Origin of the sequence: Tepidimonas fonticaldi, from assembly GCF_007556755.1 — a bacterium.
In the GTDB taxonomy this organism is placed as follows: Bacteria; Pseudomonadota; Gammaproteobacteria; order Burkholderiales; family Burkholderiaceae_C; genus Tepidimonas; species Tepidimonas fonticaldi.
On sequence record NZ_VJOO01000028.1, the window covers coordinates 1 to 24237 of the forward strand.

Here is a 24237-nt window from a genome sequence, read left to right on the forward strand (position 1 = left end):
GCCTCATTGCGGCCGTGCGCCTCATCGGCCGGTGGCTCGCCCAGCGGCGGCCAACCGAGTCCAGTGGCGCCAACCCTGCCCAGCTGCGGCTAAGGGCGGCGTGAAAATGAATTTTTCAGGGACGACTATCCAGGTGGATCTGACGGCCCGCGTGCAGGACGACGTGCCCGAGGTCCTGGTCAATCCGCCCACCCAAGGTTTGGTGCCGACTTTCACGGTTGCGTACCAGGGCGGCGAGGCGGGTTACCACAACAGCTTTGGCTGGTATATCAAAGATGCGAGCGGCAACCCGGTCTCGGGGACTGTCATTTGGGACGACGTCAAGAGCGGTACAACGACCTCGGTGTCGCTGCCGGCCGGCGTGTCGCCGGATCAAATCGGTTTCTTCCTGATCCCCAATGGCGATAACCAGAATACCGGCCTGACGGGCAATACCGACGTCACCTTTGAAAAGATCGGTGGTCAATGGGTCGCCAAGGTGGGCGGCACGGCTTTGTCGGGCGCCGGCGCACCGGTCTACTTCTCGGATCAAGCGCTCAACCCGGACGGCCAGTCGCATGTGCAGGCCACGCCGTCCGGCACCACCGCCGACACGGGGGCCAAAGGCAACTTCAACTGGGAAGACCTGAAAATCACCACCGGCTCGTCCGATAAGGACTACGACGATGTCAACCTGACCATCAACTGGTCCGGGGTGCCGCTGCTCGTCAAGGATGCCGAGGCGGACAAGGGCACCAGCACCGACGCGGACAACGACACGGGCGAGACCCAACTGTCCAGCCGCTTCCAGTTCAACTTCGGCGCGGACCGCCCGGCCACTGCGGGCTCCAAGGTCTTTGGCCTTCAAGTCCTCGACGGCACGGGCAGCAAAGCAACGACGCTCAAGGACAGCGCCACGGGCCAAACGGTCACGCTCGAGAAGCAGGCCGATGGTTCGGTGATCGGTTATGTCATGGTGGGCGGGGACGACTCCACCCCGGCGGTCAAGACCGAGGTGCTCAAGCTCGCGGTCGACGGGGCGAGTGGCGTGCTGACCGTGGACCTGTACCGCGCGGTCATGCACCCGACCAACGACCCGCACGAAATCACCAACCTCGGCGACGGGGTGGTGGCCATCACCGCGACGGTCAAAGACGGCGATGGCGACACGGCGTCCAATCGTTTCGACATTGGCCGTGCGATCAACTTCCAGGACACGGGCCCGGTGGCCGCCGACGACACCCTGACCCTGTTGGCGACGGAAGCGACCAAGAACGTCAACGTGCTGCTCAACGACCAGTACGAGGGCAAGGCCGATGGCGCGCCTGCCGAAGTGGTCTGGAACCGTGCCGGCGGTGACCGCACCTACAAAACCACGGACTTCTTCGACGAGTCTGGCGAGACCACGCTCGACGCGACGGGCACGCTGGGCAGCCTCGCCATCACCAAGACCGGGGACGCCGCCTATACGCTCGACACCTTCAAAGCCAAGGCCTTGGGCGAGGGGGCGACGTTCGACGACCGCTTCAACTACCAGATGAAAGACGCCGACAGCGACACCGACGTGGCCAACGTCACGGTCAAGGTCACCGGCGTCAACGACCGGCCCGAGTTTGTCACCGGCAAAGACTCCACCCAGGAGATCTGGATCGACAAGGACGGCGACAACGTCAAGGATCCGGGCGAGACGAGCAAGTACTCCGCCGAAAATGCCGATGCCCTGAGCCTTGCGGTGCAGGAAGATGCCCTGAAGAATGGCAACCGGGAAGGCACGGGCCAGACCGACCAGGACAGCGATGGTTTCGGCGTGGCCGACCCGGACATCGGGGATGTGCCGGCGGTCTTCTTCTCGACCACGGGGTTGCCCAGTCTGACCTCCGGCGGCGCGGCGGTCGTGTGGTCGTGGTCGGGCAGCACGCCGACGACCCTCGTCGGCAAGGTCGGCGACACGACGATCGCCACCATCAGCATCAGTGGTAACTACACGGACGGCTACAGCGCCAAGGTGGATATCGACGGCCCCATCGACCACGCCCGTCCGGGGGCCGATGTGGGCTTCTGGAATGACAACGACACCGTCGACCTGAGTTTCCAAGTCATCGCCAACGATCGCCCCAGTGCGCTGGCGACAGGGTTGACCGACACCATGACGTTGAAAGTGTCGGTCGAAGACGACGCCCCGGTGGTCAAGCTGGACGATGGCAAGAACGTGGTCATCGATGTGCAGTTGGAGGAGGAGTCGGCGCCGAAGACCGGGGGTGGTGTCATCGGTAACAACGAGGCAGATGGCCTCAGCCACACCACCGGCACCCAGACGATGACCGGCACGGTCAACTGGGGCGCGGACGGCTTTGGCAAGGTGACCGGCGTGCAGGTGGGTGCCACCACGGTCAGCGTCGGTGCCACGGGTACCACCGTGTACTTTGACAAGGACGGCAAAGCCACCACCGATGCGTCCAAGGCCGCGGCTACCCTGCAGATCGACCAGAATGGCGACTACACCGTGACGGTCACCGGCGCGATGACCCACACCCAGCCGGGTGAGGACTGGCTCAAGCTCGACGAGCTGACCATTTCGGCCGAGGACAAGGACGGCGACACCGTTTCGGTGGCTTTGACCGCGCAGGTGCAAGACGACGTGGCCGTGGCCAACGGCGCGCAGAATGTGCTGATCGCCAACGTGTCGCCCACGATCAATACGATTCCGCCGGTGACCAATGTCATCGTGACTCTGGATGTTTCGGGCAGTATGTCGGGGGCTAAGTTGGCATCCGCCAAGGCGGCGCTGCAGTCCCTTATCGATCAGTACGAAGACAATGGTGGAGTCAACGTCCAGTTCACGACTTTCTCCACCAACGCCCAATCGACTGGCTGGATGACCGCTGATGACGCCAAGGCGTTCTTAGACACGCTCAGCGCCGATGGCTATACCAACTACGAGGCGGCCATTCATCACACCATTCGGGGCGATGGCCCGGATTCGGGTACGGCAACCGATCCGCACCCGCCGGCCGATCAGACGGTGGCGTATTTCATCACGGACGGTGCCCCGAACCGCGAATACAACGTTTCGGGTACGGTTGATCCCCAGAGTAACCCATCGGTGACTTCCGTTTCCGGTGATGCAGTCGATGCCAACTATGTCGCTGCATGGAAAGGCTTCATTGGTGCGGACGTCAATCATTTGTTCGTGGTGGCGGTGGAGACACCGGTGACCGACCCGGATTTGATCCGCCTGACGGACGGAGTGACTACGGCCAGTGGGTCAGAGGGGAAAGTGCAGATCATCGACGTCAGCAAGCACGATTCCATGCTGAACCTGTTGCAGGAGACGGTGATCGTGACACCACCCGACCCGGTGACGGCCACTGCTTCCCTCGGCATCGACCCGGGCGCCGACGGCTGGGGCCAGGAGGCCGCTATCCGGGACGTGCCGACCAAGGATGACGGCGACTCCACCGTCCGCTACGTCACGGCCATCGCTGGCAATGGCGATGCGACCCTCGTGACCTCGGGGGGCACCAAACTGGTGTACGTGGACGATGGATCGGGTGGCCTCAAAGCCGTCAAGGAAGGCAGCAACGAGGTCGTGTTTACCGTCTCCCTCAACCGCGACACCGCCGGCTTGCCCACGGGCACTTATTCGGTGACCATGTTGGGGCAGGTGGATGCGTACACCAAGACCAGCTCCCAAACCGACGTCACCGTCGATACCAAGACGGGGGATAAGGTCGAATACGGCACCTATACAAAGACCGTCACCGACAGCGTCACGTTCACCGGTGACAGCCTGGGCGGTGGTAAGGGCGAAGTGCTCAATATCAGCCAGGCCGACGGTTCCTCCGGTATCGTGTTCAACATCAAGGCCACGGGCAGCGATGGGGACAGCAAGTCCGGCGAGAACGAGGATAAAGTCAACTGGTCCAACCAGGGCATCGGAGTCGGCAACAACTTCATCGATAACCCGAGCGGTTGGTTGGACCCATCTGAGTCGCTCAAGCTCAAGATCACGGCCTCCAGCCCGCCGGCAGGCGTGTCCAATGTAGACATCACCAGCCTTGATCTGACGCTCGATCACTTTGGCAAGGGTGACAAAGCGAGCTGGGCCGTCGCTGGTGAACCCTCCAATGATGGATCGGTCACCGCGCCTTCCGAGCAAGGCGACAATGCAAATGTCGATACTCCGATCACCGTGACACTGGGTACATCCGACACGGTCACATTCACGGCCGGGAACGGTGACAGCTATCGGATCGACCCGGATGCGGGCGTGACGGTGAACTACACCTACGACAAGTCGTACAAGACCACCATCACCACCGATGTCACGACCACCACCACGACCACGACCACGACCACCACGGCGTATGACCTGACCCTGGTTTTCGACGCCACGGTCACCGATGGCGACGGGGACAAGGTGAACACGCAGTTCCACGTCACCATCGACGCCAACAAAGACGGGCGGCTGGACGCGATCAGTGCCGACAAGGTGACTGGGGCCACGACCACCAAGACGGATGTGTCCACCACCACCACGACCGTGGTGACCACCACCTATGTGGGGGATGATGGCAAGACGGTGGAGCTGTCGAAGAACACCTCGATGACCACGGGCGGATCGTCCACCACCGTTTCCGGTTCTGTCCCGGAAGACGGCAAAGCCTTGGACGACGCGGTGGATAAGTTGGGGACCTTCACCAATCAGGACGTGGGCGTGGCCGGCAACGACAAAGGCTACACCTTGGTCGGAGACGATGGCGACGATGTGTTGATCGGCGGTGACAAGAACGACACCTTGATCGGCGGTGCGGGCAATGACACCCTGATCGGCGGTGGCGGCAGCGACGTGCTCGATTTGGGCACGGGCAAGGACGTCGTCGTCATCAATCTGGCCGACACCAACGCCGGCGACAAGGATGTGGTCAAGAACTTCGGCAGCGACGACGCGATCAAGATCCAGGACGTGCTGCCCGAGGATTCGGCGCCGTTGACCGTGGCGGAGTCGCAGACGGGCTCCGATGTGACCCTGGCGGTGGACAGCAACGGGTCGGACACCGGCGGCGTGCAGCAGCAGGTGGTGATCGAAAGCGCCACCGTTGCCGAGGTGCAAATTGCCCTCGACCTGTCACCGACCCCGGACCTGGCTACCATCACCAAGACCGGCGATCCCACCTAAGGTGGGGGCCGCACCGCGCCGCTGCGTTTGCGGGGGCGGCGCGGTTGCGGGATGGCGTCACGGGGCACCACCGCCCAGCGGAGGTGCCCGTTTTTTGCAGGGAGAGGCACACATGTCGGCTTGGTCCGAGGGTTACGTCACCGACATCGGTTACACGCACGGCTACTACCATGAGCTCAACCCGCTGCGGGCGCGCTGGGCCTTGCTGCTCAAGGGCTGGGCGCCGCCTGACGTGCGCCAGGCGTGCGAGCTGGGCTTTGGCCAAGGGGTCAGCCTCAACATTCACGCCGCCGCGTCCACCGTGGCATGGTGGGGAACGGACTTCAACCCCATGCAGGTGGCCAATGCCCAGCGCCTGTCGCATGCGGCGGGCAGCCTCGTGCGGCTGTTCGACGACTCGTTCGCCCAGTTCTGCCAGCGCGACGATCTGCCGATGTTCGATTTCATCGGCCTGCACGGCATCTGGAGCTGGGTTTCGCGGCGCAACCGGGCCTTGATCGTCGAGTTCCTGCACCGGCGGCTGCGGGTCGGGGGGGTCGTCTACGCCAGCTACAACACCCTGCCGGGCTGGGCGGTGTTTGCACCGATTCGCCATTTGATGGCGCGCCATGCCGCGGTGATGACCGCACCGGGGGCAGGGATGGCCGAGCGGGTGGACGCGGCGCGCAGCTTCGTCGAGCGCGTTCTGGAGGCACAGCCGCAGTACGCCAAAGTGGCGCCGACGGTGGCGGGTCGGGTGCAGCGGCTGCGTCAGCAAAGCCGTGCGTACCTGGCCCACGAGTACTTCAATCAAGACTGGGAGCCGATGTACTTTGCCGACATCGCTGCGCAGATGGCCGAGGCCAAGCTGTCCTGGGCGGCCTCGGCGCACCTGGTTGATCATGTCGAACCGCTGAACCTGACCGACGCGCAACGCACGCTGTTGCGCGACATCCCCGACCCCGTGCACCGCGAGACGGTGCGCGATGTGCTGGTGAACCAGCAATTCCGGCGCGACTACTGGGTCAAGGGGGCATTGCCCCTGGGGCCGGACGAGCGGCGCGCGCTGCTGCGTCAGCAGCGCGTGGTGCTGGCGGTGCCGCGGGCGGAGGTGCGGCTCAAGGTCACTGGCACCTTGGGTGAGGCGGACATGGCTGCGGGCATCTACGGGCCGGTCGTCGATGCGTTGGCAGACCATGCCGTGCGGTCTGTGGAGGCGCTGGAGGCGGCCGTGGCCCCGGCGGGTGTGCATTTCGAGCAGGTGGTGCAGGCGGTGACCCTTCTGGTCGCCACCGGGCAGGTGCACTTGGCGGCAGACCACGATCCGGGGGCGGTGTGTTCTCGGGTGATCGGCCTCAATCAGGCGTTGGCTCGCCGCGCCTTCGACAGCACCGACGGGGGCGGCTGGCTGGCCAGCGCGGTCACGGGCGGGGCGGTGTCGATGGGACGCTTCGAGCAGATGTTCTGGATGCTGACCCGGCAGGGCGAGTCCGACCCCGCGCGCTGGGCGGCCGCCGTGTGCGACGCGCTGTTCAGCCACAACGAGCGCCTGGTCAAGGACGGCCAGCCGCTGCAGAGCCGCGAAGACCATTTGCGCGAGTTGACCGAGCGCGCACAACGGTACGCGGCCACGCGTGAGCCGATCGCGGCTGCATTGGCGCTGGGGTGACGCCCACCGTGACGGCGCCCGATGCACGCATCTTCGTCTCGGTCGCCAACTACCGCGATGCCGAGACCGGCCCCACCGTCCGCGATGCGATGGCGCAGGCCGCTCACCCGCATCGCGTGGTGTTCGGGGTGCTGTCCCAGGTGGTGCCGGGGGTGGACGCGGACTGTCTGGCGCCGGAGGGGCCGTCGGTTCGGCAGTTGTGCGTACACGCGGGCAGCAGCCTGGGGGCGTGCTGGGCCCGCCATCGCATCCTGACGGAGTTGCGGCAGGACGAGCCGTTCGTGCTGCAGATCGACAGCCACACGCGCTTTGCCCCCGGGTGGGACGAGCGTTTTCTGTGCATGTGGTCGGGCTTGTGCAACCCGCGGGCCGTGCTGTCGTGCCACCCCGTGCCCTACACGCCGCCGCGGCAATTGGCCGATCCGGCCATCCCCCTGACGCGACCCAAGGCGTTCAACGAGCAGGGCATCCTGGCGTTGCGCTCCCACTCGCTGGCATGGGCCGATCGGCCCGCGCAGCCGCCGCGCCTGGCGTTTGTGGGGGCGGGCTGCATTTTTGCGCCGGCGGCGGCGTTCGATCAGGTGCCCTACGATCCCTACCTCTATTTCCAGGGGGAAGAGTCCACACTCTCCGCCCGCCTGTTCACCCACGGGTGGGATGTGTACGCCCCCAACGATGTGCTGCTGTACCACGACTACACGCACGACCGCGGGCGCCCCAAGCACTGGCAGGACAACCGCGACTGGACGCGGCTCAACGCCCTGTCCTTTGCCCGCGTGCGCCATCTGCTGGCCGGCGAGGCCCCCGCAGACCCCGCGGCGTTGGTGGACATCGACCGCTACGGGTTGGGGGCGGTCCGGTCGTTGGCGGCGTTTGAAGCGCTGGCGGGCGTGGACTTCAAGGCCCGCACGATCCAAGCCGCTTGAACCGCCCGCTGGGCACGGCAGCGTGATTCACCCCACCCCCGGCCCCGTCGCCCCATCGAACCCCAGCTGCGCCAGCAGCGGCAGGTCGTCGCGGTTTTCCACACCCAGGGCGATGACCGTGATGCCCAGCGCGTGCGCCATGGTGCACAGCCCGCGCAAAAACTCCTGGTTGCCGGGGTTGTCGCGGATGCCGCGCACATAGCTCGGGTGGACTTTGATGTAGTCCAGCCCCAGGCTGGCGAGCTTGTCGCTTTCGGCAAAGCGCTGGCCAAAGTATTCGATGCCGACGCGGCAGCCCAGCCCCTTGAGGCTGCGCACCAGGTCGCAGAAAGCCTCGAACTGGCGGAACACGCCGTACTCGGGCACCTCGAACAGCAGCCGCCGGCACAGCTCCGGGTAGCCCTGCAGCAGCGTCACCAGCTGGTTGCGGAAGCCAAAGTCCGCAATCGTCTCCGCCGACAGGTTGACCGCCACGTCCCCCGCGCCTTTGCGCAGATGCTCGATGGCCAGCTTGACCACGCCCAGGTCGATGGGCGCGGTCAGATTGAGGTTGGCCGCCATGGGCATGAAGTCGCCCGCGGTGAGCAGCTGGCCGCTCGCGTCGACCTGCAGGCGGATCACCCCCTCCTGGTGCAGCGGACGCGACGGGTCGTTGCGGACCACGGGGAAGAACGCCAGGCTGAGCTGGCCGCCGCTGACCGCCTCGGTCAGCAGGGTGCGCCACTGCTCGGCGGGCAGCGTCAGGCCCCGAGCGGTGCTGTCTTCCACCGCATACCAGGAGTTGGGCCCCTTGGCCTGGGCTTGGGCCAGCGCCTGGTCCGCGCGCGACAGCAGGTCGCCCAGGCTTTGGTGGCGCACATAACCCACCCCCGCCAGGTGGAACAGGTCGGGGAACTCCGGCAGCCACTGCGGCGCCCAGTCGCGCATCAGCCGCTCGTGGACCTCGCGCGCCGCCTCCACCGGCGACGGTATCGTCGGGCACACCACGGCAAATTCACCCCCTTTGATGCGCCCCGCCCGCTGCCCCGGCCGGCCGTCGCCGCACGCGTAGAGCACTTGCGCCAGGCCCTTGAGCAGGGCGTCGGCGCGCTGGCGCCCGAGCTTGGCGTTCAGCTCGTTCAGGTAGGCCAGCCGCACCACGACCAGGCTGCCCTGGGAGCCAAAGTCCTCGCCCGACAGGATTTCGCGCAGATGGGACAGGAAGTACTCGCGGTTGGCAATGCCCGTGACCGGATCGGTGTTGACGCGTTTGCGCAGGGCCTCCAGCCGCGCCGACTCTTCGGCAAAGATGGCCTTGAGGCGCTCGACCATGTCGTTCATGGCGCGGGTGACCGAACGCAGCTCGGGGGTGCGCGGCTCGTCCACGGTGACGAATCGCCGCTCGGCAATCGCCTGCGCCTGCCCCACCACGTCGCGCAGCGGCTGCAGGATGATGCGGATGGCCAAGGTGCCCAGCGCGCCGGTGGCCAGCGCGCCGATCACGAACCAGGTCAGCAGCTCCAGCGTCCCCTCCCACAGGCTTTTGTAGACATACTGGTCGTGGCTGGCCAGGGTGACGGTGCCAAACTGCTTCCAGCCGTCCTGGATGAGCGCCTGCCCCGGCGTCGTGCGGATCGGGATCAGCCGGGCAAACCACTCCGGGGCGCCTTCCAGCCGGCCTTCGTACACCTTCTCGACCAGCGTCTCGCCCGTGGGCGAGGTGATGCGGATGAACTTGTAGTGCCCGACGTCGAACTGCGCGGCCACCTGCAGCTCGACCGTGACCGGGTCTTTGTCGAGCTGGGTCAGCGCCAGCGCCAGCGCCGTGGCGTTGTCCAGGTTTTTGACCTGCAGCTGCTGCTCCAGGTAGTGGCGTGCCGACAACACGCTGACCACCAGACTGCCACCGAACGCCACCGACATGACGACCAGGATGGCGAGCCAGAGTTGTTTGACGAGTGACATGGTCCTACCCCTTGGGTGGTTGCGAGCGGCCGTGCTTCACAGCCCCTCCTGCTTCATGCGGTCGAGCACCTCGCGCCAACGCGACAGACGCGCCGTCGGGTCGGCCGACGATTGGCTTTGTCCGGCGACCCACAGCCCTTGGCTGTTGAAGCTGAACACCGGCGTCAGGTCCGGCCGCCGCGAGGCGGGCCGGATGCTGGTCACCAGGTTGTCCAGGATCAGCGGTTCGTCGGACGGATTTTCATAGTAGCCGAGCACCATGTGGGCCTCGGTCTTGGCGCCGGCGGTGCGCGCGCGCACATAAATCATGCGCAGCCGCTCGTTGGGCACGCCCAGCTCCAGCAGCGTCATGTACTTGGCGATCGCAAAATCCTCGCAGTCGCCCGCGGCGCGGCCCATGAACTCCAGCGGCGTGGCCCAGTAGTCGTTTTGGTTCCAGACCACGGGGTCGAGCTCGTACAGGATGCGCCGGTTGAAAAAGGTGTTGACCGCGGCGAGCTGCTGCTCCACCGGCTGCCCGCGCTGCTCCGCCAGCAGGCGGCGCCAGGCGATGACCGTTTCCTCCGCCGTGGGGCCGTAGCGCTCGCGCGCGAGCTGCTGCATGCGGTCCAGGTTGGCGGCCGCCAGCGCCCACCCCAGGCCCGCCAACCCCCCCAGCGCCAGGGCGAGCGCCAGCAGCCCCGAGGCCAACCACGACCCCCGGCCTGGGCGTGCGTTGCATCGGGTGGGGGGTATCGCCATGTGGGGGCCGCACGACAAAAACAGTCCAACGGCATCATCGCACGAAAGTCAACCCCGTCAAACCCTTGACGAACGCCCCTAACCCCACCCAAAATCAGCCGGCAAACTGATTCGGATGATACCGAACGCGGTTGTGCGTGTAAGTCCTGTGGGTCCGGAAGCCGGCACCCACCCAACCGAAAAGAGGTTCCCCATGAAAACCATCCCGATGATCACGGCCGTGGCAGCGGCCGTGATGGTGCTTGTCACACCCGTTCACGCGCAGACCCCGGCCCCCGCGCCGGCGTCGGCGCCCGCCGCGCAGGCGGCTGCGCTGCCCCCGGCCTTGGTGGAAGCGGTCAAGTCGGCCATCGTCAACAACCCGGAGGTGCAGGCACGCTGGCACGCCTTCACCGCTGCCGATGCCCAGAAAGACGTTGCGGCCGCCGGCTGGCGTCCCTCGGTGGACCTGAGCTACGGCATCGGTCGCGAGCACCGGGTCGATCCCCCCGGCACGCCGGAGCAGCGCTTCAACCGGTCGGCCGCCAGCCTGACGCTGACCCAGACGCTGTTCGACGGCTTCTTCACCCCCAGCGAGGTGCAGCGCCTGAGCTACGCCAAGCTGACCCGCTATTACGAGCTGCTGGAAGCGGCGGAAAACATCGCGCTGGAGGCGGTGCGCGCCTACGCCGACGTGGCGCGCTACTCGGCGCTGGTGCAGGAGGCCAAGGCCAACTACGTCGAACACAAGCTGACCGCCCAGCAGATCGAGGAGCGCGTCAAAGCCGGTGTCAGCCGCCGCGTCGACATGGACCAGGCCACCGGCCGTCTGGCGCTGGCCGAGTCCAACCTGTTGACCGAGATTTCCAACCTGCACGACGTCAGCGCCCGCTATCAGCGCATCCTGGGCGTCAAGCCGCCGGCGACCCTGCCCGCCATTCGCGACGGTCTGCGCTTTGCCGGCGTGCCCGCCAGCATGGGCGAGGCCATGCGCCAAGGCCTGCCCGCCAGCCCGACCATCAATGCCGCCTACGAGAATGTGCGCGCGCTGCGGCAGGAGATCGACTCGCGCAAAGCCGCCTACTGGCCGCGCGTGGACTTTCGCATCCGCCAGACATGGGGGCGTGACATCGACAACGTCAATGGCCGCACCCGCGATCTGACGGCCGAAATCCTGCTCAACTACAACCTGTACCGGGGTGGCGCCGACCAGGCGCGCGAGAAGCAGGCGGTCGAGCTGCACAAGCAGGCGCGCGATCTGCAGGAGAAGGCCTGCCGCGACGTGCGCCAGACGCTGGCCATCGCCTACAACGACGTGGTGCGCCTGCGCGAGCAACTGGGCTATCTGGACCAGCACCGCCTGTCGACCGAAGTGGCGCGCGAGGCGTATCGCCAGCAGTTCGACATCGGCCAGCGCACGCTGCTGGACCTGCTGGACACGCAGAACGAATACTTCGAGGCCAGCCGTGCCTATCTGAATGCGCAGTACAACGAGTTCGTGGCCCAGGCCCGCACGCTGGCCAGCATGGGCAAGCTGACCGCTTCGCTGGGCGTGGCGCGGCCGGACCAGCCCAGCGCGGTGGATGCCGGACAGGACCGCGGCGAGCTGGCGCCGGAGGAGTTGTGCCCGTTCGAAACCCCGGCGCTGTTCGAGATCGACAAGGCCAAGGCCGTGGCCGAGGCGCCCGTGCGGGCGCGTCCGGCTGCGCCGGCGGCGGCCCCCGCCCCGGCTGCCGCTCCCGCCGCGCCGCAGAAGATCACCTTGCAGGCGGATGCGCTGTTCGACTTCGACAAGGCCGTCATTACCGCGCAGGGCAAGACCAAGCTGGATGAGCTGGTCGCCAAGATCAAGGCATCCAATCTGGACGTCGCGATTGCGGTGGGCCACTCCGACAGCATCGGCTCCGATGCCTACAACGACCGCCTGTCGCTGCGCCGCGCCGAGGCGGTCAAGGCCTACTTGGTCAGCAAGGGCATTCCGGCCGACAAGGTGCGCACCGAAGGCCGCGGCAAGCGCGAGCCGATTGCCGACAACGCCACGGCCGAGGGACGCGCCAAGAACCGCCGGGTCGATGTGACCATCATCGAGACGGGGCGGCCCGCCAGCCGTTGATCTTCGGGGGCGTGGGGGTTTAGCCCCCCACGCCAGCGGCGTGGGCCTGCTGGTCGGCGTGGTAGCTGCTGCGCACCATGGCCCCCACGGCCGCGTGGGTGAAGCCCATCGCGTAAGCCTGGGCTTCGAACATTTTGAACGTGTCCGGGTGCACATAGCGCCGCACCGGCAGGTGGTGGCTGCTGGGGGCCAGATACTGGCCGATCGTCAGCATGTCGATGCCGTGCGCGCGCATGTCGCGCATGACCTCCAGAATTTCCTCGTCCGTCTCGCCCAGGCCGACCATCAGCCCGCTCTTGGTGGGCACATGGGGGAACAGGGCCTTGAATTTTTTGAGCAGGTTGAGGCTGAACGCGTAATCCGAGCCGGGGCGCGCCTGCTTGTAGAGTCGCGGCACCGTCTCCAGGTTGTGGTTCATCACATCCGGCGGGGCGGCCTTGAGGATTTCCAGCGCCCGATCGTCGCGGCCGCGGAAGTCGGGCACCAGGATTTCGATGCGGGTGGCGGGTGAGAGCGCGCGCACGCGCTGGATGCAGGCCACGAAATGCCCCGCCCCGCCGTCGCGCAGGTCGTCGCGGTCCACGCTGGTGATGACGACGTACTGCAGCTTGAGCGCTGCGATGGTGCGTGCCAGATTCTCGGGCTCGTCGGGGTCGAGCGGGTCCGGGCGGCCATGGCCCACGTCGCAGAACGGGCAGCGCCGGGTGCACTTGTCGCCCATGATCATGAAGGTCGCCGTGCCCTTGCCAAAGCACTCGCCGATGTTGGGGCAGGACGCCTCCTCGCACACGGTGACCAGTTTGTTGGCGCGCAGGATGTCCTTGATCTCGTAAAACCGCGTGCTGGGGCTGCCGGCCTTGACCCGGATCCAGTCCGGCTTCTTGAGCGCGGGGGCGGACTCGACCTTGATGGGGATGCGGGCGGTCTTGGCCGCGCTCTTTTGCTTGGCGGTCGGGTCGTAGCCGGCGGTCGGGGGCGTGGAGGTTTCGGCGTTCATCGGGGATCCTGGCCGCGATGGTGCGGCGTCGGTGGCGGTGTCGTTGCCGGCGTCATGGGCGGCGGTGGGCAGCGTCATGGGCGGGGCGCGAGCAGCCGCAGAAGCTGCTGCGCCAGCTCGGCGCGCACATCGGCCAACGGCACGTCGACGCCGATGGTAGCAAGGTCCACCGTGCGCAGGCCGGCGTAGCCGCAGGGGTTGATACGGAAGAAGGGGCTCAGGTCCATCGCGACGTTGAGCGCCACGCCGTGGTAGGTGCAGTGCCGGTGTACCTTGATGCCAAGGGCGCTGATCTTGCCCAGCCCCGCGAACGGGTCGCCACCCGGGCGCGGCCCCGCCAGCGCGGCATGGGCATGGGGGTCGTCCAGCCGCACGTAGATGCCGGGGGCCCCGGCCACCCGGTGCCCCGTGACACCCCAGGTGGCCAGCGTGCGGATGACGGCTTCCTCCAGCCGGTACACATACTCCTTGACGAAGTAGCCGGCGCGGCGCAGGTCGATCAGCGGGTAGGCCACCACTTGGCCGGGGCCGTGGTAGGTGACCTGGCCGCCGCGGTTGGTGGCCACGACCGGGATGTCGCCCGGATGCAACAGATGCTCCGCGCGGCCCGCCAGCCCCTGGGTGAAGACGGGGGGGTGTTCGCAGAGCCAGATTTCGTCCGCGGTGTGCGGCCCGCGCCCCTCGGTGAAGGCGCGCATGGCCGCGTAGGTGGCGTCGTAGTCGGCCCGCCCCAGATCGCGCAGGACCGCGCTCACAGCACGACCCGTACCATCGGGTGGGTGGTCAGCGTGCGGTAGAGCTCGTCGAGCTGCTCGCGCGACGTTACCTGCACCGTGATGGTCAGGCCCAGGTAACGGCCGCCGCGGCTGACGCGCTGCTCGACGCCCGCTTCGTCGAAGTCGGGGTCGAACTGGCGCGCGACGTGCGCCACGGCGCTGACGAAGCCGTCGACGTGCGCACCCATCACCTTGATCGGGAAGCGGCACGGAAACTGGAGCAGGGGTTGGACGTCGGACATGCGCAACGGAACGATAATTGGGGTTTATCCGTATAATAAAGAGCTTTGCCAGCGCGGCCAAAAGCTGCGCAGGCGCCACGCTCGCTGTCAGGCGTGCGTCTTCGAGGTGTCGATAATCGCAGGTTTGGCGGTGTCAGCAGACCGGTCCGTTCCTCCCGCTGCATCCCGGCCGTCGTCGGTGGCGGAGCGCCCTCGTCCGCAGTTGGCCAAGGGGCCCGAAGGTGCCGAGGGGCGATGGGCCGATGGGGACGCAGTTGAGGGTGATGCCGCCGAATTCAAGCCCCTGACGCCCGAAGAGGTGCGTCTGTGGCGGCAGCGGCATCCGGCGCTGTCCGTGTGGCGGGTCGTGGCGTGGCAGGCGGCGCTGGCGCTGCTGGTGTCGGCGGTGGCGGCCGTGGGGGTGCTCGTCGCGGGCGATGGGCGCTGGTCCCGGGTGGCTTCGGTGGCGTATGGCGCGCTGTGTGCCGTGCTGCCGTCGGCGGTCATGGCCTGGGGGATGACGTCGAGCGCGCTGGCGCGTTGGCTGGGTGCGGCATTCCCCGGGGTGGCGCGGGCGTCGCTGGCGGGTTGGTTGTGGTGGGAAGGGGTCAAGGTGCTGCTGGTGCTGGCGATGCTGGCGTCGGCGCCGCGCTGGATCCCGGATCTGAGCTGGCTGGGCCTCGTGGTCGGGCTGGTGGTGGTTCTCAAGTCGTACTGGCTGGCGTGGATCGTGCGGCCGGCGGCGCGGGACCGATCGGTTTGTTCAAGAACGGGAATGGGTTGACGAATGGCAGCTGAAGGACAAGGACCGACCGCAGGTGAGTACATCCGGCATCACCTGATGCACCTGACCAACAAGAAGCAGGAATTCATCGTCGACTTTTCGGTGATCAACATCGACTCGGTGGTGTTTTCCGTGCTGATGGGGCTGCTGGGCGTGTGGCTGCTGTGGCTGGGGGCGCGTCGCGCCACCGCCGGCGTGCCGGGGCGCTTTCAGGCCGCCGTCGAGATCCTGGTCGAGATGGTCGAAACCCAGGCCAAGGGCGTGATCCACAATGCCGCCAGCCGCAAGGTCATCGCGCCGATGGCGCTGACGGTGTTCGTGTGGATCTTCTTCATGAACGCCATGGACCTGCTGCCGGTGGATCTGCTGCCGGCGCTGTGGCACTCGGCCGGGCCGGCCCTGGGCTTCAAGGACTATCTGCGCGTCGTGCCGACGGCTGACCTCTCGACGACCCTGGGTCTGTCGGTGTCGGTGCTGCTGATGTGCCTGTTCTACAACATCAAGATCAAGGGCTTGGGCGGTTGGACGCACGAGCTGGTGACGGCGCCGTTTGGCACCAGCAAGAACCCGTTCTGGGCGCTGCTGCTGGGCGTGGTGAACTTCCTGATGCAAATGATCGAGTTCGTGGCGAAGACCGTCTCCCACGGCATGCGGTTGTTTGGCAACATGTTCGCGGGTGAGCTGGTCTTCATGCTGATCGCGCTGCTCGGCGGTTTCGCCGCGCTGTCGTTCAGCGGGGCCCTGCTCTTCGTCGGGCACCTGATCGCCGGTACGGTGTGGGCCATCTTCCACATCCTGGTGATCACCCTGCAGGCGTTCATTTTCATGATGCTGGCCCTGATCTACCTGGGGCAGGCACATGATGCGCACTGAGTTCGTTTCCCCCTAACCTTCCTCTCAACCTCAAAAGGAAACCATCATGGAAAACATTCTGGGTCTCGTTGCTCTGGCTTGCGGCATCATCGTCGGTCTGGGCGCCATCGGCGCGTCGATCGGCATCGCCCTCATGGGTGGCAAGTTCCTCGAGTCGTCCGCCCGTCAGCCCGAGCTGATGAACGACCTGCAGACCAAGATGTTCATTCTGGCCGGTCTGATCGACGCGGCCTTCCTGATCGGCGTGGCCATCGCGCTGCTGTTCGCGTTCGCCAACCCCTTCGCGATCTGATCGTCCTGCGGTGAGGAAGGGTGCGCCCGGGTGAGCCCCGGGCGCACGCCGATCGAACCCGGCCCCCTCTCGCTCCACCCCCGCACACATTCAGAAAGGCGTTGCGATGAACATCAATGCAACCCTCTTTGCGCAGGCCATCGTCTTCGCGATCCTGGTGTGGTTCACGATGAAGTTCGTGTGGCCGCCGATCGCCAAGGCGCTGGATGAGCGTGCGCAGAAGATTTCCGAAGGTCTGGCCGCCGCCGAGAAGGCCAAGACCGAGCTCGCCGTGGCCAACAAGCGTGTCGAGGACGCGCTGGTGCAGTCGCGCAACGAATCCGCCGCCCGCCTGGCCGACGCCGAGCGCCGCGCGCAGGCCATGATCGAAGAGGCCAAGGCCCGCGCCGCCGAGGAAGCCGCCAAGATCATCGCCGCCGCCAAGGCCGAGGCCGAGCAGCAGGCCGTGCAGGCCCGCGAAGCCCTGCGCGAGCAGGTGGCCGTGCTGGCCGTCAAGGGCGCCGAGCAGATTCTGCAGCGCGAGGTCAACGCCGGCGTGCATGCCGAGCTGCTGCAGCGGCTCAAGACCGAACTCTAATTTCCGAACCGCGCGTCCGAAGGTTGAACCATGGCCGAACTAGCCACCATTGCACGACCCTACGCCGAAGCGCTGTTCAAGGCCGCCGCAGCGCAGGCGGCCGATGCCAGCGAATGGCTGGACGAGCTTGCCGCGATCGCCGGCCAGGAGCAGCTTCAGGCCTTCGCGGCCGACCCGAAGGTCCGCGCCGAGCAGGTGTTTGACGTCATCACCGGGGTGATGAAGGCGCCGTTGCCGGAGATCGGTCGCAACTTCCTGCGCACCGTCATCGACAACGACCGCGTGCCCGCTCTGCCCGAGATCGCGCGCCAGTTCCGCAAGCTGGTCAATGCGCAGCGGGGCGTGGCCGATGCGACCGTCGAGAGCGCCTTCCCGATCGAGGCGGCCCAGCTCGCCGACCTGCAGGGCGTCCTTGAAAAGCGTTTTGGCCGCCAGTTGCGCCTGCAGGTGCAGCTGCGCCCCGAACTGATTGGCGGCGTGCGCGTGGTGGTGGGCGACGAGGTGCTGGACACCTCGGTCAAGGCCCGTCTGGAACAAATGCGTGTGGCGCTGACGGCCTGACGGCTGGCCCCAACGCCCTGTCGAACATCCGAAAAGGAAAGCGTCATGCAACTCAATCCCGCTGAAATCTCCGAACTGATCAAGTCCCGCATCGAGGGGCTGGCCCCGTCGGCCGACGTGCGCAACCAGGGCACCGTGGTGTCGGTGACCGACGGCATCGTGCGCATCCACGGCCTGTCGGACGCGATGCAGGGCGAAATGCTCGAATTCCCCGCTGGCAAGGACGGGCAGCCGACGTTCGGTCTGGCGCTCAACCTGGAGCGCGACTCGGTCGGCGCCGTGATCCTGGGCGAGTACGAACACATCTCCGAAGGCGACACGGTCAAGTGCACCGGCCGCATTCTGGAAGTGCCGGTGGGCCCCGAGCTGATCGGCCGCGTGGTCGATGCGCTGGGCCGCCCGATCGACGGCAAGGGCCCGATCAACGCCAAGCTGACCGACGTGGTCGAGAAGGTCGCCCCGGGCGTGATCGCGCGCAAGAGCGTGGACCAGCCGGTGCAGACCGGCCTGAAGGCCATCGACTCGATGGTGCCGATCGGCCGCGGCCAGCGCGAGCTGATCATCGGTGACCGCCAGACCGGCAAGACCGCGGTGGCCATCGACACCATCATCAACCAAAAGGGCCAGAACATGGTCTGCATCTACGTCGCCATCGGTCAGAAGGCGTCGTCGATCAAGAGCGTGGTGCGGGCCCTGGAGCAACACGGTGCGATGGAGTACACCATCGTCGTGGCGGCTTCCGCCTCCGAGTCGGCGGCGATGCAGTTCCTGGCGCCGTACTCCGGCTGCACGATGGGTGAATACTTCCGCGACCGCGGCCAAGACGCGCTGATCATTTACGACGACCTGTCCAAGCAGGCCGTGGCCTACCGTCAGGTGTCGCTGCTGCTGCGTCGTCCGCCGGGGCGTGAGGCCTTCCCGGGCGACATCTTCTATCTGCACAGCCGCCTGCTGGAGCGCGCCGCGCGCGTCAACGCCGACTACGTCGAGGCGTTCACCAAGGGCGAGGTCAAGGGCAAGACCGGGTCCTTGACGGCGCTGCCGATCATCGAGACCCAGGCCGGTGACGTGTCGGCGTTCGTGCCGACCAACGTGATCTCGATCACGGACGGCCAGATCTTCCTGGAAACCAACCTGTTCAACGCCGGCATCCGCCCCGCGATCAACGCCGGTATCTCGGTGTCGCGCGTCGGTGGTGCGGCCCAGACCAAGCTGATCAAGGGCCTGTCGGGCGGCATCCGGACCGACTTGGCGCAGTACCGCGAGCTGGCGGCGTTCGCGCAGTTTGCCTCCGACCTGGACGAGGCGACCCGCAAGCAGCTCGACCGCGGTGCGCGCGTGACCGAGCTGCTCAAGCAGCCGCAGTACAGCCCGCTGCCGATCAGCCTGATGGCCGCGTCGCTGTACGCCGCCAACAAGGGCTATCTGGACGACATCGACGTCAAGAAGGTGCTGCCCTTCGAGAGCGGCCTGCACGCCTACCTGAAGGACAAGCACGCGGCGTTGCTGTCGAAGCTCGAGACGCAGAAGGCCATGGACAAGGACGCCGAGGCCGAACTCGACGCCGCCATCCGCGCCTTCAAGCAGACCGGCACCTACTGATCGGCCCGGCAGCGGACCGTTCCAAGGAGCAGCGATGGCAGCAGGCAAGGAAATACGCGGCAAGATCAAGTCGGTGGAAAACACCAAGAAGATCACCAAGGCCATGGAGATGGTCGCCGCCTCCAAGATGCGCAAGGCGCAGGAGCGCATGCGCACGGCCCGGCCGTACAGCGAGAAGGTGCGCCAGATCGCGGCGAACCTGAGCCGGGCCAACCCGGAGTACGTGCACCCCTTCATGGTGGCCCACCCCGATGCGACCGTCAGCGGGATGATCGTGGTGACCACCGACAAGGGCCTGTGCGGCGGCCTCAACACCAACCTGCTGCGCGCGGTGACCAACCAGTTCCGCGAGCTGCAGGCGCAGGGCAAGACGGCGCAGGTGGTCGCGATCGGCAACAAGGGCTTCGGCTTCATGAACCGCATCGGCGCCCAGGTCGTCTCGCACGTCACCGGGCTGGGCGACACGCCCCACCTGGAGCGCCTGATCGGGCCGGTCAAGGTGTTGCTCGACGCGTATGCCGAGGGCAAGCTCAACGCGGTGTACCTGTGCTACACGAAGTTCATCAACACGATGAAGCAAGAGCCGGTGGTGCAGCAGCTGCTGCCGCTGTCGGCGCAGGACCTGGAGCAGGGTGACGCGGGCTACGACTGGGACTACATCTACGAGCCCGACGCCCCCACCGTGATCGACGAGCTGCTCGTGCGCTACGTGGAGTCGCAGGTCTATCAGGCGGTGGCCGAGAACATGGCGTCCGAGCAGTCGGCGCGCATGGTGGCCATGAAGGCCGCCACGGACAACGCCGGCAACCTGATCAACGAGCTGAAGCTGATCTACAACAAGACGCGTCAGGCCGGCATCACCAAGGAGCTGTCCGAAATCGTCGCCGGCGCTGCCGCCGTCTGACGTCGCCGGGTTCTCGTCTATCTTTCATCGACAAGGTTTCAATCATGGCTCAAGTTCAAGGCAAGATCGTTCAGTGCATCGGCGCCGTGGTGGACGTGGAATTCCCGCGTGACCAAATGCCCAAGGTGTATGACGCGCTGAAGATGGAGGGGTCGCCCCTGACGCTGGAAGTCCAGCAGCAGCTCGGCGACGGCGTCGTGCGCACCATCGCGCTGGGTTCGTCCGACGGCCTGCGCCGCGGCATGACCGTCTACAACACCAACGCCCCGATCACCGTGCCGGTGGGCAAGGCGACGCTGGGCCGCATCATGGACGTGCTGGGTAACCCGATCGACGAGCGCGGCCCGATCGACCAGTCGCTGACCAGCTCCATCCACCGCAAGGCCCCGGCCTACGACGAGCTGTCGCCCTCCACCGAGCTGCTGGAAACGGGCATCAAGGTGATCGACTTGATCTGCCCGTTCGCCAAGGGCGGCAAGGTCGGCCTGTTCGGCGGCGCCGGTGTGGGCAAGACCGTCAACATGATGGAGCTGATCAACAACATCGCCAAGGCGCACTCGGGCCTGTCGGTGTTTGCCGGTGTGGGTGAGCGTACCCGCGAGGGCAACGACTTCTACCACGAGATGATGGAGTCCAAGGTGGTCGTCTCCGACAACCTGGGCGAGTCCAAGGTGGCGATGGTGTACGGCCAGATGAACGAGCCGCCGGGCAACCGTCTGCGCGTGGCGCTGACCGGTCTGACCATCGCCGAATCGTTCCGCGATGAAGGCCGTGACGTGCTGTTCTTCGTGGACAACATCTACCGCTACACGCTGGCTGGTACCGAGGTGTCCGCGCTGCTGGGCCGTATGCCCTCGGCGGTGGGCTACCAGCCGACGCTGGCCGAGGAGATGGGCAAGCTCCAGGAGCGCATCACCTCCACCAAGGTCGGCTCGATCACCTCCATCCAGGCCGTGTACGTGCCGGCGGACGACCTGACCGACCCGTCGCCGGCCACCACCTTCGCGCACCTGGATGCGACCGTCGTGTTGTCGCGTGACATCGCCGCGCTCGGTATCTACCCGGCCGTGGACCCGCTGGATTCCACCAGCCGCCAAGTCGACCCCAACATCGTCGGCGAAGAGCACTACAGCACCACGCGTGCCGTGCAGGCCGTGCTGCAGCGCTACAAGGAGCTGCGCGACATCATCGCGATTCTGGGTATGGACGAATTGTCGCCGGAAGACAAGCTGGCCGTGGCGCGTGCGCGCAAGATCCAGCGCTTCCTGTCGCAGCCGTTCCACGTGGCCGAGGTGTTCACCGGCGCGCCGGGCAAGTACGTGCCGCTGAAGGAGACCATCCGCGGCTTCAAGATGATCGTCAACGGCGAGTGCGACCACCTGCCCGAGCAGGCGTTCTACATGGTCGGCACGATCGACGACGCCTTCGAGAAGGCCAAGAAGCTGGCCGGCTGATGCCCGACCCCCGAAGCGCCTGCGGCGCCTCCCCCTCGAGGGGGCGCCTCCGGTGGTCCGGCATAGCCGGTTCGGTGGCGGCCCCCGATCGCCCGCGTCGCGCAAAGGAGATCTGAGATGAGTACCATTCAAGTGGAGGTGGTGAGCGCCGAGGAGTCCATCTTCAGCGGCCCCGCCAAATTCGTGGCCCTGCCGGGCGAGGCGGGCGAGCTGGGCATCCTGCCCGGCCACGTGCCGCTGATCACCCGCATCAAGCCCGGTGCCGTGCGCATCGAAAAGGCCGATGGGGAGGAGGAGTTCGTGTTCGTGGCGGGCGGTATCCTCGAGGTGCAGCCCAAGGTGGTGACGGTGCTGTCCGACACGGCCATCCGCGGCAAGGACCTGGACGAGGCCAAAGCCAGCGAAGCGCGCAAGGCCGCCGAAGAGGCGCTCAAGAACGCCAAGAGCGAGGTGGATCTGGCCAAGGCGCAGTCGGAACTGGCCGTCATGGCCGCCCAGATCGCGGCCCTGCGCAAATTCCGTCAGAAGCGCTGAACCCCGTTGGCCCCGGCTCGTCCGGTGCGACCGCAATGCGGCCCGCGTCCCCTGTCGCGTCCGACACCGCCCCCCGGGGCGGTGTCGTCTTTTCGGGCCTACCGTCGGTACCGGGCGCAGCGGGCGACGATTGGCCACGTCCCCCTGGCTGGCAGCGCAACGGCCATTGGCAGACCATCGGCGCGGCGCTGTGGGCGCGGCGTGGGGTGGCGGCTCCGTTGGATTGGCTGCGCGAGCGCTGGACCACGCCGGACGGCGACTTCATCGATGTCGATCACATCGTTCCACCGGGTGCGGTGGCGATGCTGGTGCTGTTTCACGGGTTGGAGGGCTCGTCGGCCAGCCACTATGCGCAGGCCTTCGCCGCCGAGGCCCAGCGCCGTGGCTGGGCGATCGCCGTGCCGCATTTTCGTGGATGTTCGGGTGAGCCCAACCGAGCGCCGCGGGCCTACCACTCGGGGGATTTCGAGGAAATCGCCTGGATGCTGGCGCGCGTGGCGCAGCGCTGGCCCGACTGGCCCCGGGTCGCAGTGGGGGTGTCGCTGGGCGGCAATGCCCTGTTGCGCTGGTTGCAGGAGGCTGGCGCGGGTGCCGCGGCGGCCGTGCGGGCGGCGGCGGCCATCTCGGCGCCGCTGGATCTGGCGGCCGCCGGTGCCGCCATCGACCGCGGCCTCAACCGCGTGCTGTATGCGCGCATGTTTTTGCGCACCATGCGGCGCAAGGCGCGGGAGAAGTGGGCGCGCTTTCCCGGCCTGTTCGATCTGGAGCGGGCGCTAGGCGCGCGGACGCTGCGCGCCTTCGACGATGCGTTTACCGCGCCGTTGCACGGGTTTCGCGGTGTGGAGGACTATTGGCGGCGCGCATCGAGCCGGCGCCACCTGCGCGCGGTGCGGGTGCCGACCCTGGTGCTCAATGCGCGCAACGATCCCTTCGTGCCTGGGGCGAGTCTGCCGGATGCGACGGAAGCGGGGCCGTATGTCCAACTGTGGCAGCCCGCCCGGGGCGGGCATGTGGGCTTTGCCGAGCCGCGCGCCCCGTGGGACATGCGGGGCGACGTGGCGGCACTGCCGCAGCGGGTCATGCCGTGGCTGGCCGAGGCGGCGGGCTGGCCCGGGCGGTGACACAATCGCCCCACGCAGAGCAGAAAGAGGTCCCGACATGGACGACATCGTCAAGGTGGCGATGGCCAAGTGGCCGAACGTGCCCGATTGTTACGGTTGGCTGGGGCTGGATGCGCGCGGGCGCTGGTGGATGCGGGACGACCGGGCCCAGGCGGCTGGCCCGTTCGCGGGGGACGGGGCCACCCCTGCCAGCCGGGGGGCGGAGCTGCGCCACGACAAGCTGATTGCCTTCATCGGCCGCAACTACGGGGTGGACGGGCAGGGGCAGTGGTTTTTTCAGAACGGGCCGCAGCGGGTGTATGTGGAGCTGGAGCTGACGCCGTGGGTGTGGCGCCTGGCGCCCGATGGCGGGGTGTTCAGCCACACGGGGGTGCCGGTACAGGTGCGTGAAGCCTGGCTGGACGAGGCCGGTCGTCTGTATCTGGCAGGGGACATGGGCCTCGGCGTGGTCCACACGCAGGACATGCACCTGGCGGCGGAGGCGGTGGAGTCGGGCCGCTGGGTGCCGCAGCCCTGCCGGGCGGCGGAGTTGCCGGCGCGTTACGGCTTCGTGCCCAGCCCCGTGGCAGCGCGGCGGGCCAGCGCATCGAGCGCGAGCCGATAACCCTCGGGCCCGAAGCCGATGATGCTGCCCGCGGCCACCGGCGCAATCCACGAGTGGTGCCGGAAGGCCTCCCGGGCGTGCACATTGGAGAGGTGGACTTCGATCACCGGCATGGGCGCGACACCCTTGATGGCGTCGTGCAGCGCAATCGAGGTGTGGGTGTAGGCGCCGGGGTTGAACACCACGCCGATGGCCTGACCTGCGCGATGCAGCGCACCCCAGGCGTGGAGGTGATCGATCAACACCCCCTCGTGGTTGCTTTGCGCCGTCTCGACGGTCAGACCCAAGCGCGCGCCGTGTTCACGGCAGCGGGCCTCCAGATCGGCCAGCGTGTCGGCCCCATACACACCGGGCTCGCGCGTGCCCAGCAGGTTGAGGTTGGGGCCGTTGAGGACCAGGACGCGGGTCATGGCAGAGCGGGCGATGAC

General features: G+C 66.9%; 21 protein-coding genes. 15 read left to right on the plus strand and 6 right to left on the minus strand.

What is annotated here, in order from left to right; translation table 11 throughout:
• Positions 1-133 precede the first annotated feature (133 nt).
• From Tfont_RS14970 to Tfont_RS11765, 3 genes are all read left to right on the plus strand, one after another.
• Positions 134-5158, plus strand: coding sequence for a DUF5801 repeats-in-toxin domain-containing protein (locus Tfont_RS14970; protein ID WP_185974526.1), 5025 nt, complete (start codon positions 134-136; stop codon positions 5156-5158).
• Positions 5159-5270: 112 nt separating this feature from the next.
• Positions 5271-6806 (plus strand): class I SAM-dependent methyltransferase, encoded by a 1536-nt coding sequence (locus Tfont_RS11760; protein WP_143969588.1) that lies wholly within the window; start codon positions 5271-5273, stop codon positions 6804-6806.
• Positions 6807-6814: 8 nt separating this feature from the next.
• A complete protein-coding gene (locus tag Tfont_RS11765; protein ID WP_185974527.1) occupies positions 6815-7732 on the plus strand; it encodes a GlcNAc-transferase family protein in 918 nt (305 codons plus the stop codon).
• 27 nt (positions 7733-7759) lie between these two features.
• On the opposite strand, the gene Tfont_RS11770 is transcribed toward Tfont_RS11765, so the two are convergent.
• Together Tfont_RS11770 and Tfont_RS11775 are read right to left on the minus strand one after the other, a co-directional pair.
• Entirely contained in the window at positions 7760-9676 is a 1917-nt protein-coding gene (locus Tfont_RS11770; protein ID WP_143969590.1) for an EAL domain-containing protein, read from the minus strand.
• Positions 9677-9712: 36 nt separating this feature from the next.
• The gene (locus Tfont_RS11775; RefSeq protein WP_221934294.1) at positions 9713-10417 is read right to left on the minus strand and encodes a transglutaminase-like cysteine peptidase; all 705 of its coding nucleotides are present in this window, start codon (positions 10415-10417) and stop codon (positions 9713-9715) included.
• 193 nt (positions 10418-10610) lie between these two features.
• Between Tfont_RS11775 and Tfont_RS11780 the strand changes: the two genes are divergently transcribed.
• Positions 10611-12509: a TolC family outer membrane protein gene (locus Tfont_RS11780; RefSeq protein ID WP_143969591.1), complete on the plus strand. Its 1899-nt coding sequence runs from the start codon at positions 10611-10613 to the stop codon at positions 12507-12509.
• Positions 12510-12528: 19 nt separating this feature from the next.
• Here Tfont_RS11780 and lipA read toward each other — a convergent pair whose 3' ends face one another.
• The 3 genes from lipA to Tfont_RS11795 all read right to left on the minus strand — a co-directional run bounded on the left by lipA (position 12529) and on the right by Tfont_RS11795 (position 14524).
• Positions 12529-13506, minus strand: a complete 978-nt coding sequence (gene lipA, locus Tfont_RS11785) for a lipoyl synthase (RefSeq protein ID WP_068607365.1) — start codon at positions 13504-13506, stop codon at positions 12529-12531.
• A gap of 74 nt (positions 13507-13580) precedes the next feature.
• A complete protein-coding gene (gene lipB / locus Tfont_RS11790; RefSeq protein WP_143969592.1) occupies positions 13581-14261 on the minus strand; it encodes a lipoyl(octanoyl) transferase LipB in 681 nt (226 codons plus the stop codon).
• Positions 14258-14524 (minus strand): YbeD family protein, encoded by a 267-nt coding sequence (locus tag Tfont_RS11795; protein WP_068607363.1) that lies wholly within the window; start codon positions 14522-14524, stop codon positions 14258-14260. Before Tfont_RS11795 ends, lipB begins: the two co-directional genes overlap by 4 nt.
• A gap of 178 nt (positions 14525-14702) precedes the next feature.
• On the opposite strand from Tfont_RS11795, the gene Tfont_RS11800 reads away from it, so the two are divergent.
• The 11 genes from Tfont_RS11800 to Tfont_RS11850 all read left to right on the plus strand — a co-directional run bounded on the left by Tfont_RS11800 (position 14703) and on the right by Tfont_RS11850 (position 23809).
• Positions 14703-15287 (plus strand): ATP synthase subunit I, encoded by a 585-nt coding sequence (locus tag Tfont_RS11800; protein WP_260682376.1) that lies wholly within the window; start codon positions 14703-14705, stop codon positions 15285-15287.
• A gap of 3 nt (positions 15288-15290) precedes the next feature.
• Positions 15291-16160: a F0F1 ATP synthase subunit A gene (gene atpB, locus Tfont_RS11805; RefSeq protein WP_143969594.1), complete on the plus strand. Its 870-nt coding sequence runs from the start codon at positions 15291-15293 to the stop codon at positions 16158-16160.
• Between the two features lie 46 nt (positions 16161-16206).
• Positions 16207-16452: a F0F1 ATP synthase subunit C gene (gene atpE / locus Tfont_RS11810; protein WP_043702567.1), complete on the plus strand. Its 246-nt coding sequence runs from the start codon at positions 16207-16209 to the stop codon at positions 16450-16452.
• A gap of 106 nt (positions 16453-16558) precedes the next feature.
• Entirely contained in the window at positions 16559-17029 is a 471-nt protein-coding gene (locus Tfont_RS11815; protein WP_068607357.1) for a F0F1 ATP synthase subunit B, read from the plus strand.
• A gap of 30 nt (positions 17030-17059) precedes the next feature.
• Complete coding sequence (locus Tfont_RS11820) at positions 17060-17590, plus strand: F0F1 ATP synthase subunit delta (RefSeq protein WP_143969595.1); 531 nt, start codon at positions 17060-17062, stop codon at positions 17588-17590.
• Positions 17591-17635: 45 nt separating this feature from the next.
• A complete protein-coding gene (gene atpA / locus Tfont_RS11825; RefSeq protein ID WP_143969596.1) occupies positions 17636-19192 on the plus strand; it encodes a F0F1 ATP synthase subunit alpha in 1557 nt (518 codons plus the stop codon).
• 34 nt (positions 19193-19226) lie between these two features.
• Complete coding sequence (gene atpG / locus Tfont_RS11830) at positions 19227-20096, plus strand: F0F1 ATP synthase subunit gamma (protein ID WP_068607352.1); 870 nt, start codon at positions 19227-19229, stop codon at positions 20094-20096.
• A gap of 44 nt (positions 20097-20140) precedes the next feature.
• Positions 20141-21550 carry a F0F1 ATP synthase subunit beta gene (gene atpD / locus Tfont_RS11835; RefSeq protein ID WP_068607350.1) on the plus strand — a complete coding sequence of 470 codons (1410 nt, stop codon included), beginning with the start codon at positions 20141-20143 and terminating at the stop codon, positions 21548-21550.
• A gap of 117 nt (positions 21551-21667) precedes the next feature.
• Positions 21668-22084 (plus strand): F0F1 ATP synthase subunit epsilon, encoded by a 417-nt coding sequence (locus Tfont_RS11840; protein ID WP_068607348.1) that lies wholly within the window; start codon positions 21668-21670, stop codon positions 22082-22084.
• A gap of 35 nt (positions 22085-22119) precedes the next feature.
• Positions 22120-23205 carry a YheT family hydrolase gene (locus Tfont_RS11845; RefSeq protein ID WP_143969597.1) on the plus strand — a complete coding sequence of 362 codons (1086 nt, stop codon included), beginning with the start codon at positions 22120-22122 and terminating at the stop codon, positions 23203-23205.
• A gap of 37 nt (positions 23206-23242) precedes the next feature.
• A complete protein-coding gene (locus tag Tfont_RS11850) occupies positions 23243-23809 on the plus strand; it encodes a DUF2946 family protein (RefSeq protein WP_143969598.1) in 567 nt (188 codons plus the stop codon).
• On the opposite strand, the gene aroQ is transcribed toward Tfont_RS11850, so the two are convergent.
• Positions 23746-24219 carry a type II 3-dehydroquinate dehydratase gene (gene aroQ, locus Tfont_RS11855; protein ID WP_143969599.1) on the minus strand — a complete coding sequence of 158 codons (474 nt, stop codon included), beginning with the start codon at positions 24217-24219 and terminating at the stop codon, positions 23746-23748. The two genes, Tfont_RS11850 and aroQ, sit on opposite strands and share 64 nt — an antisense overlap.
• Between the last annotated feature and the right edge of the window lie 18 nt (positions 24220-24237).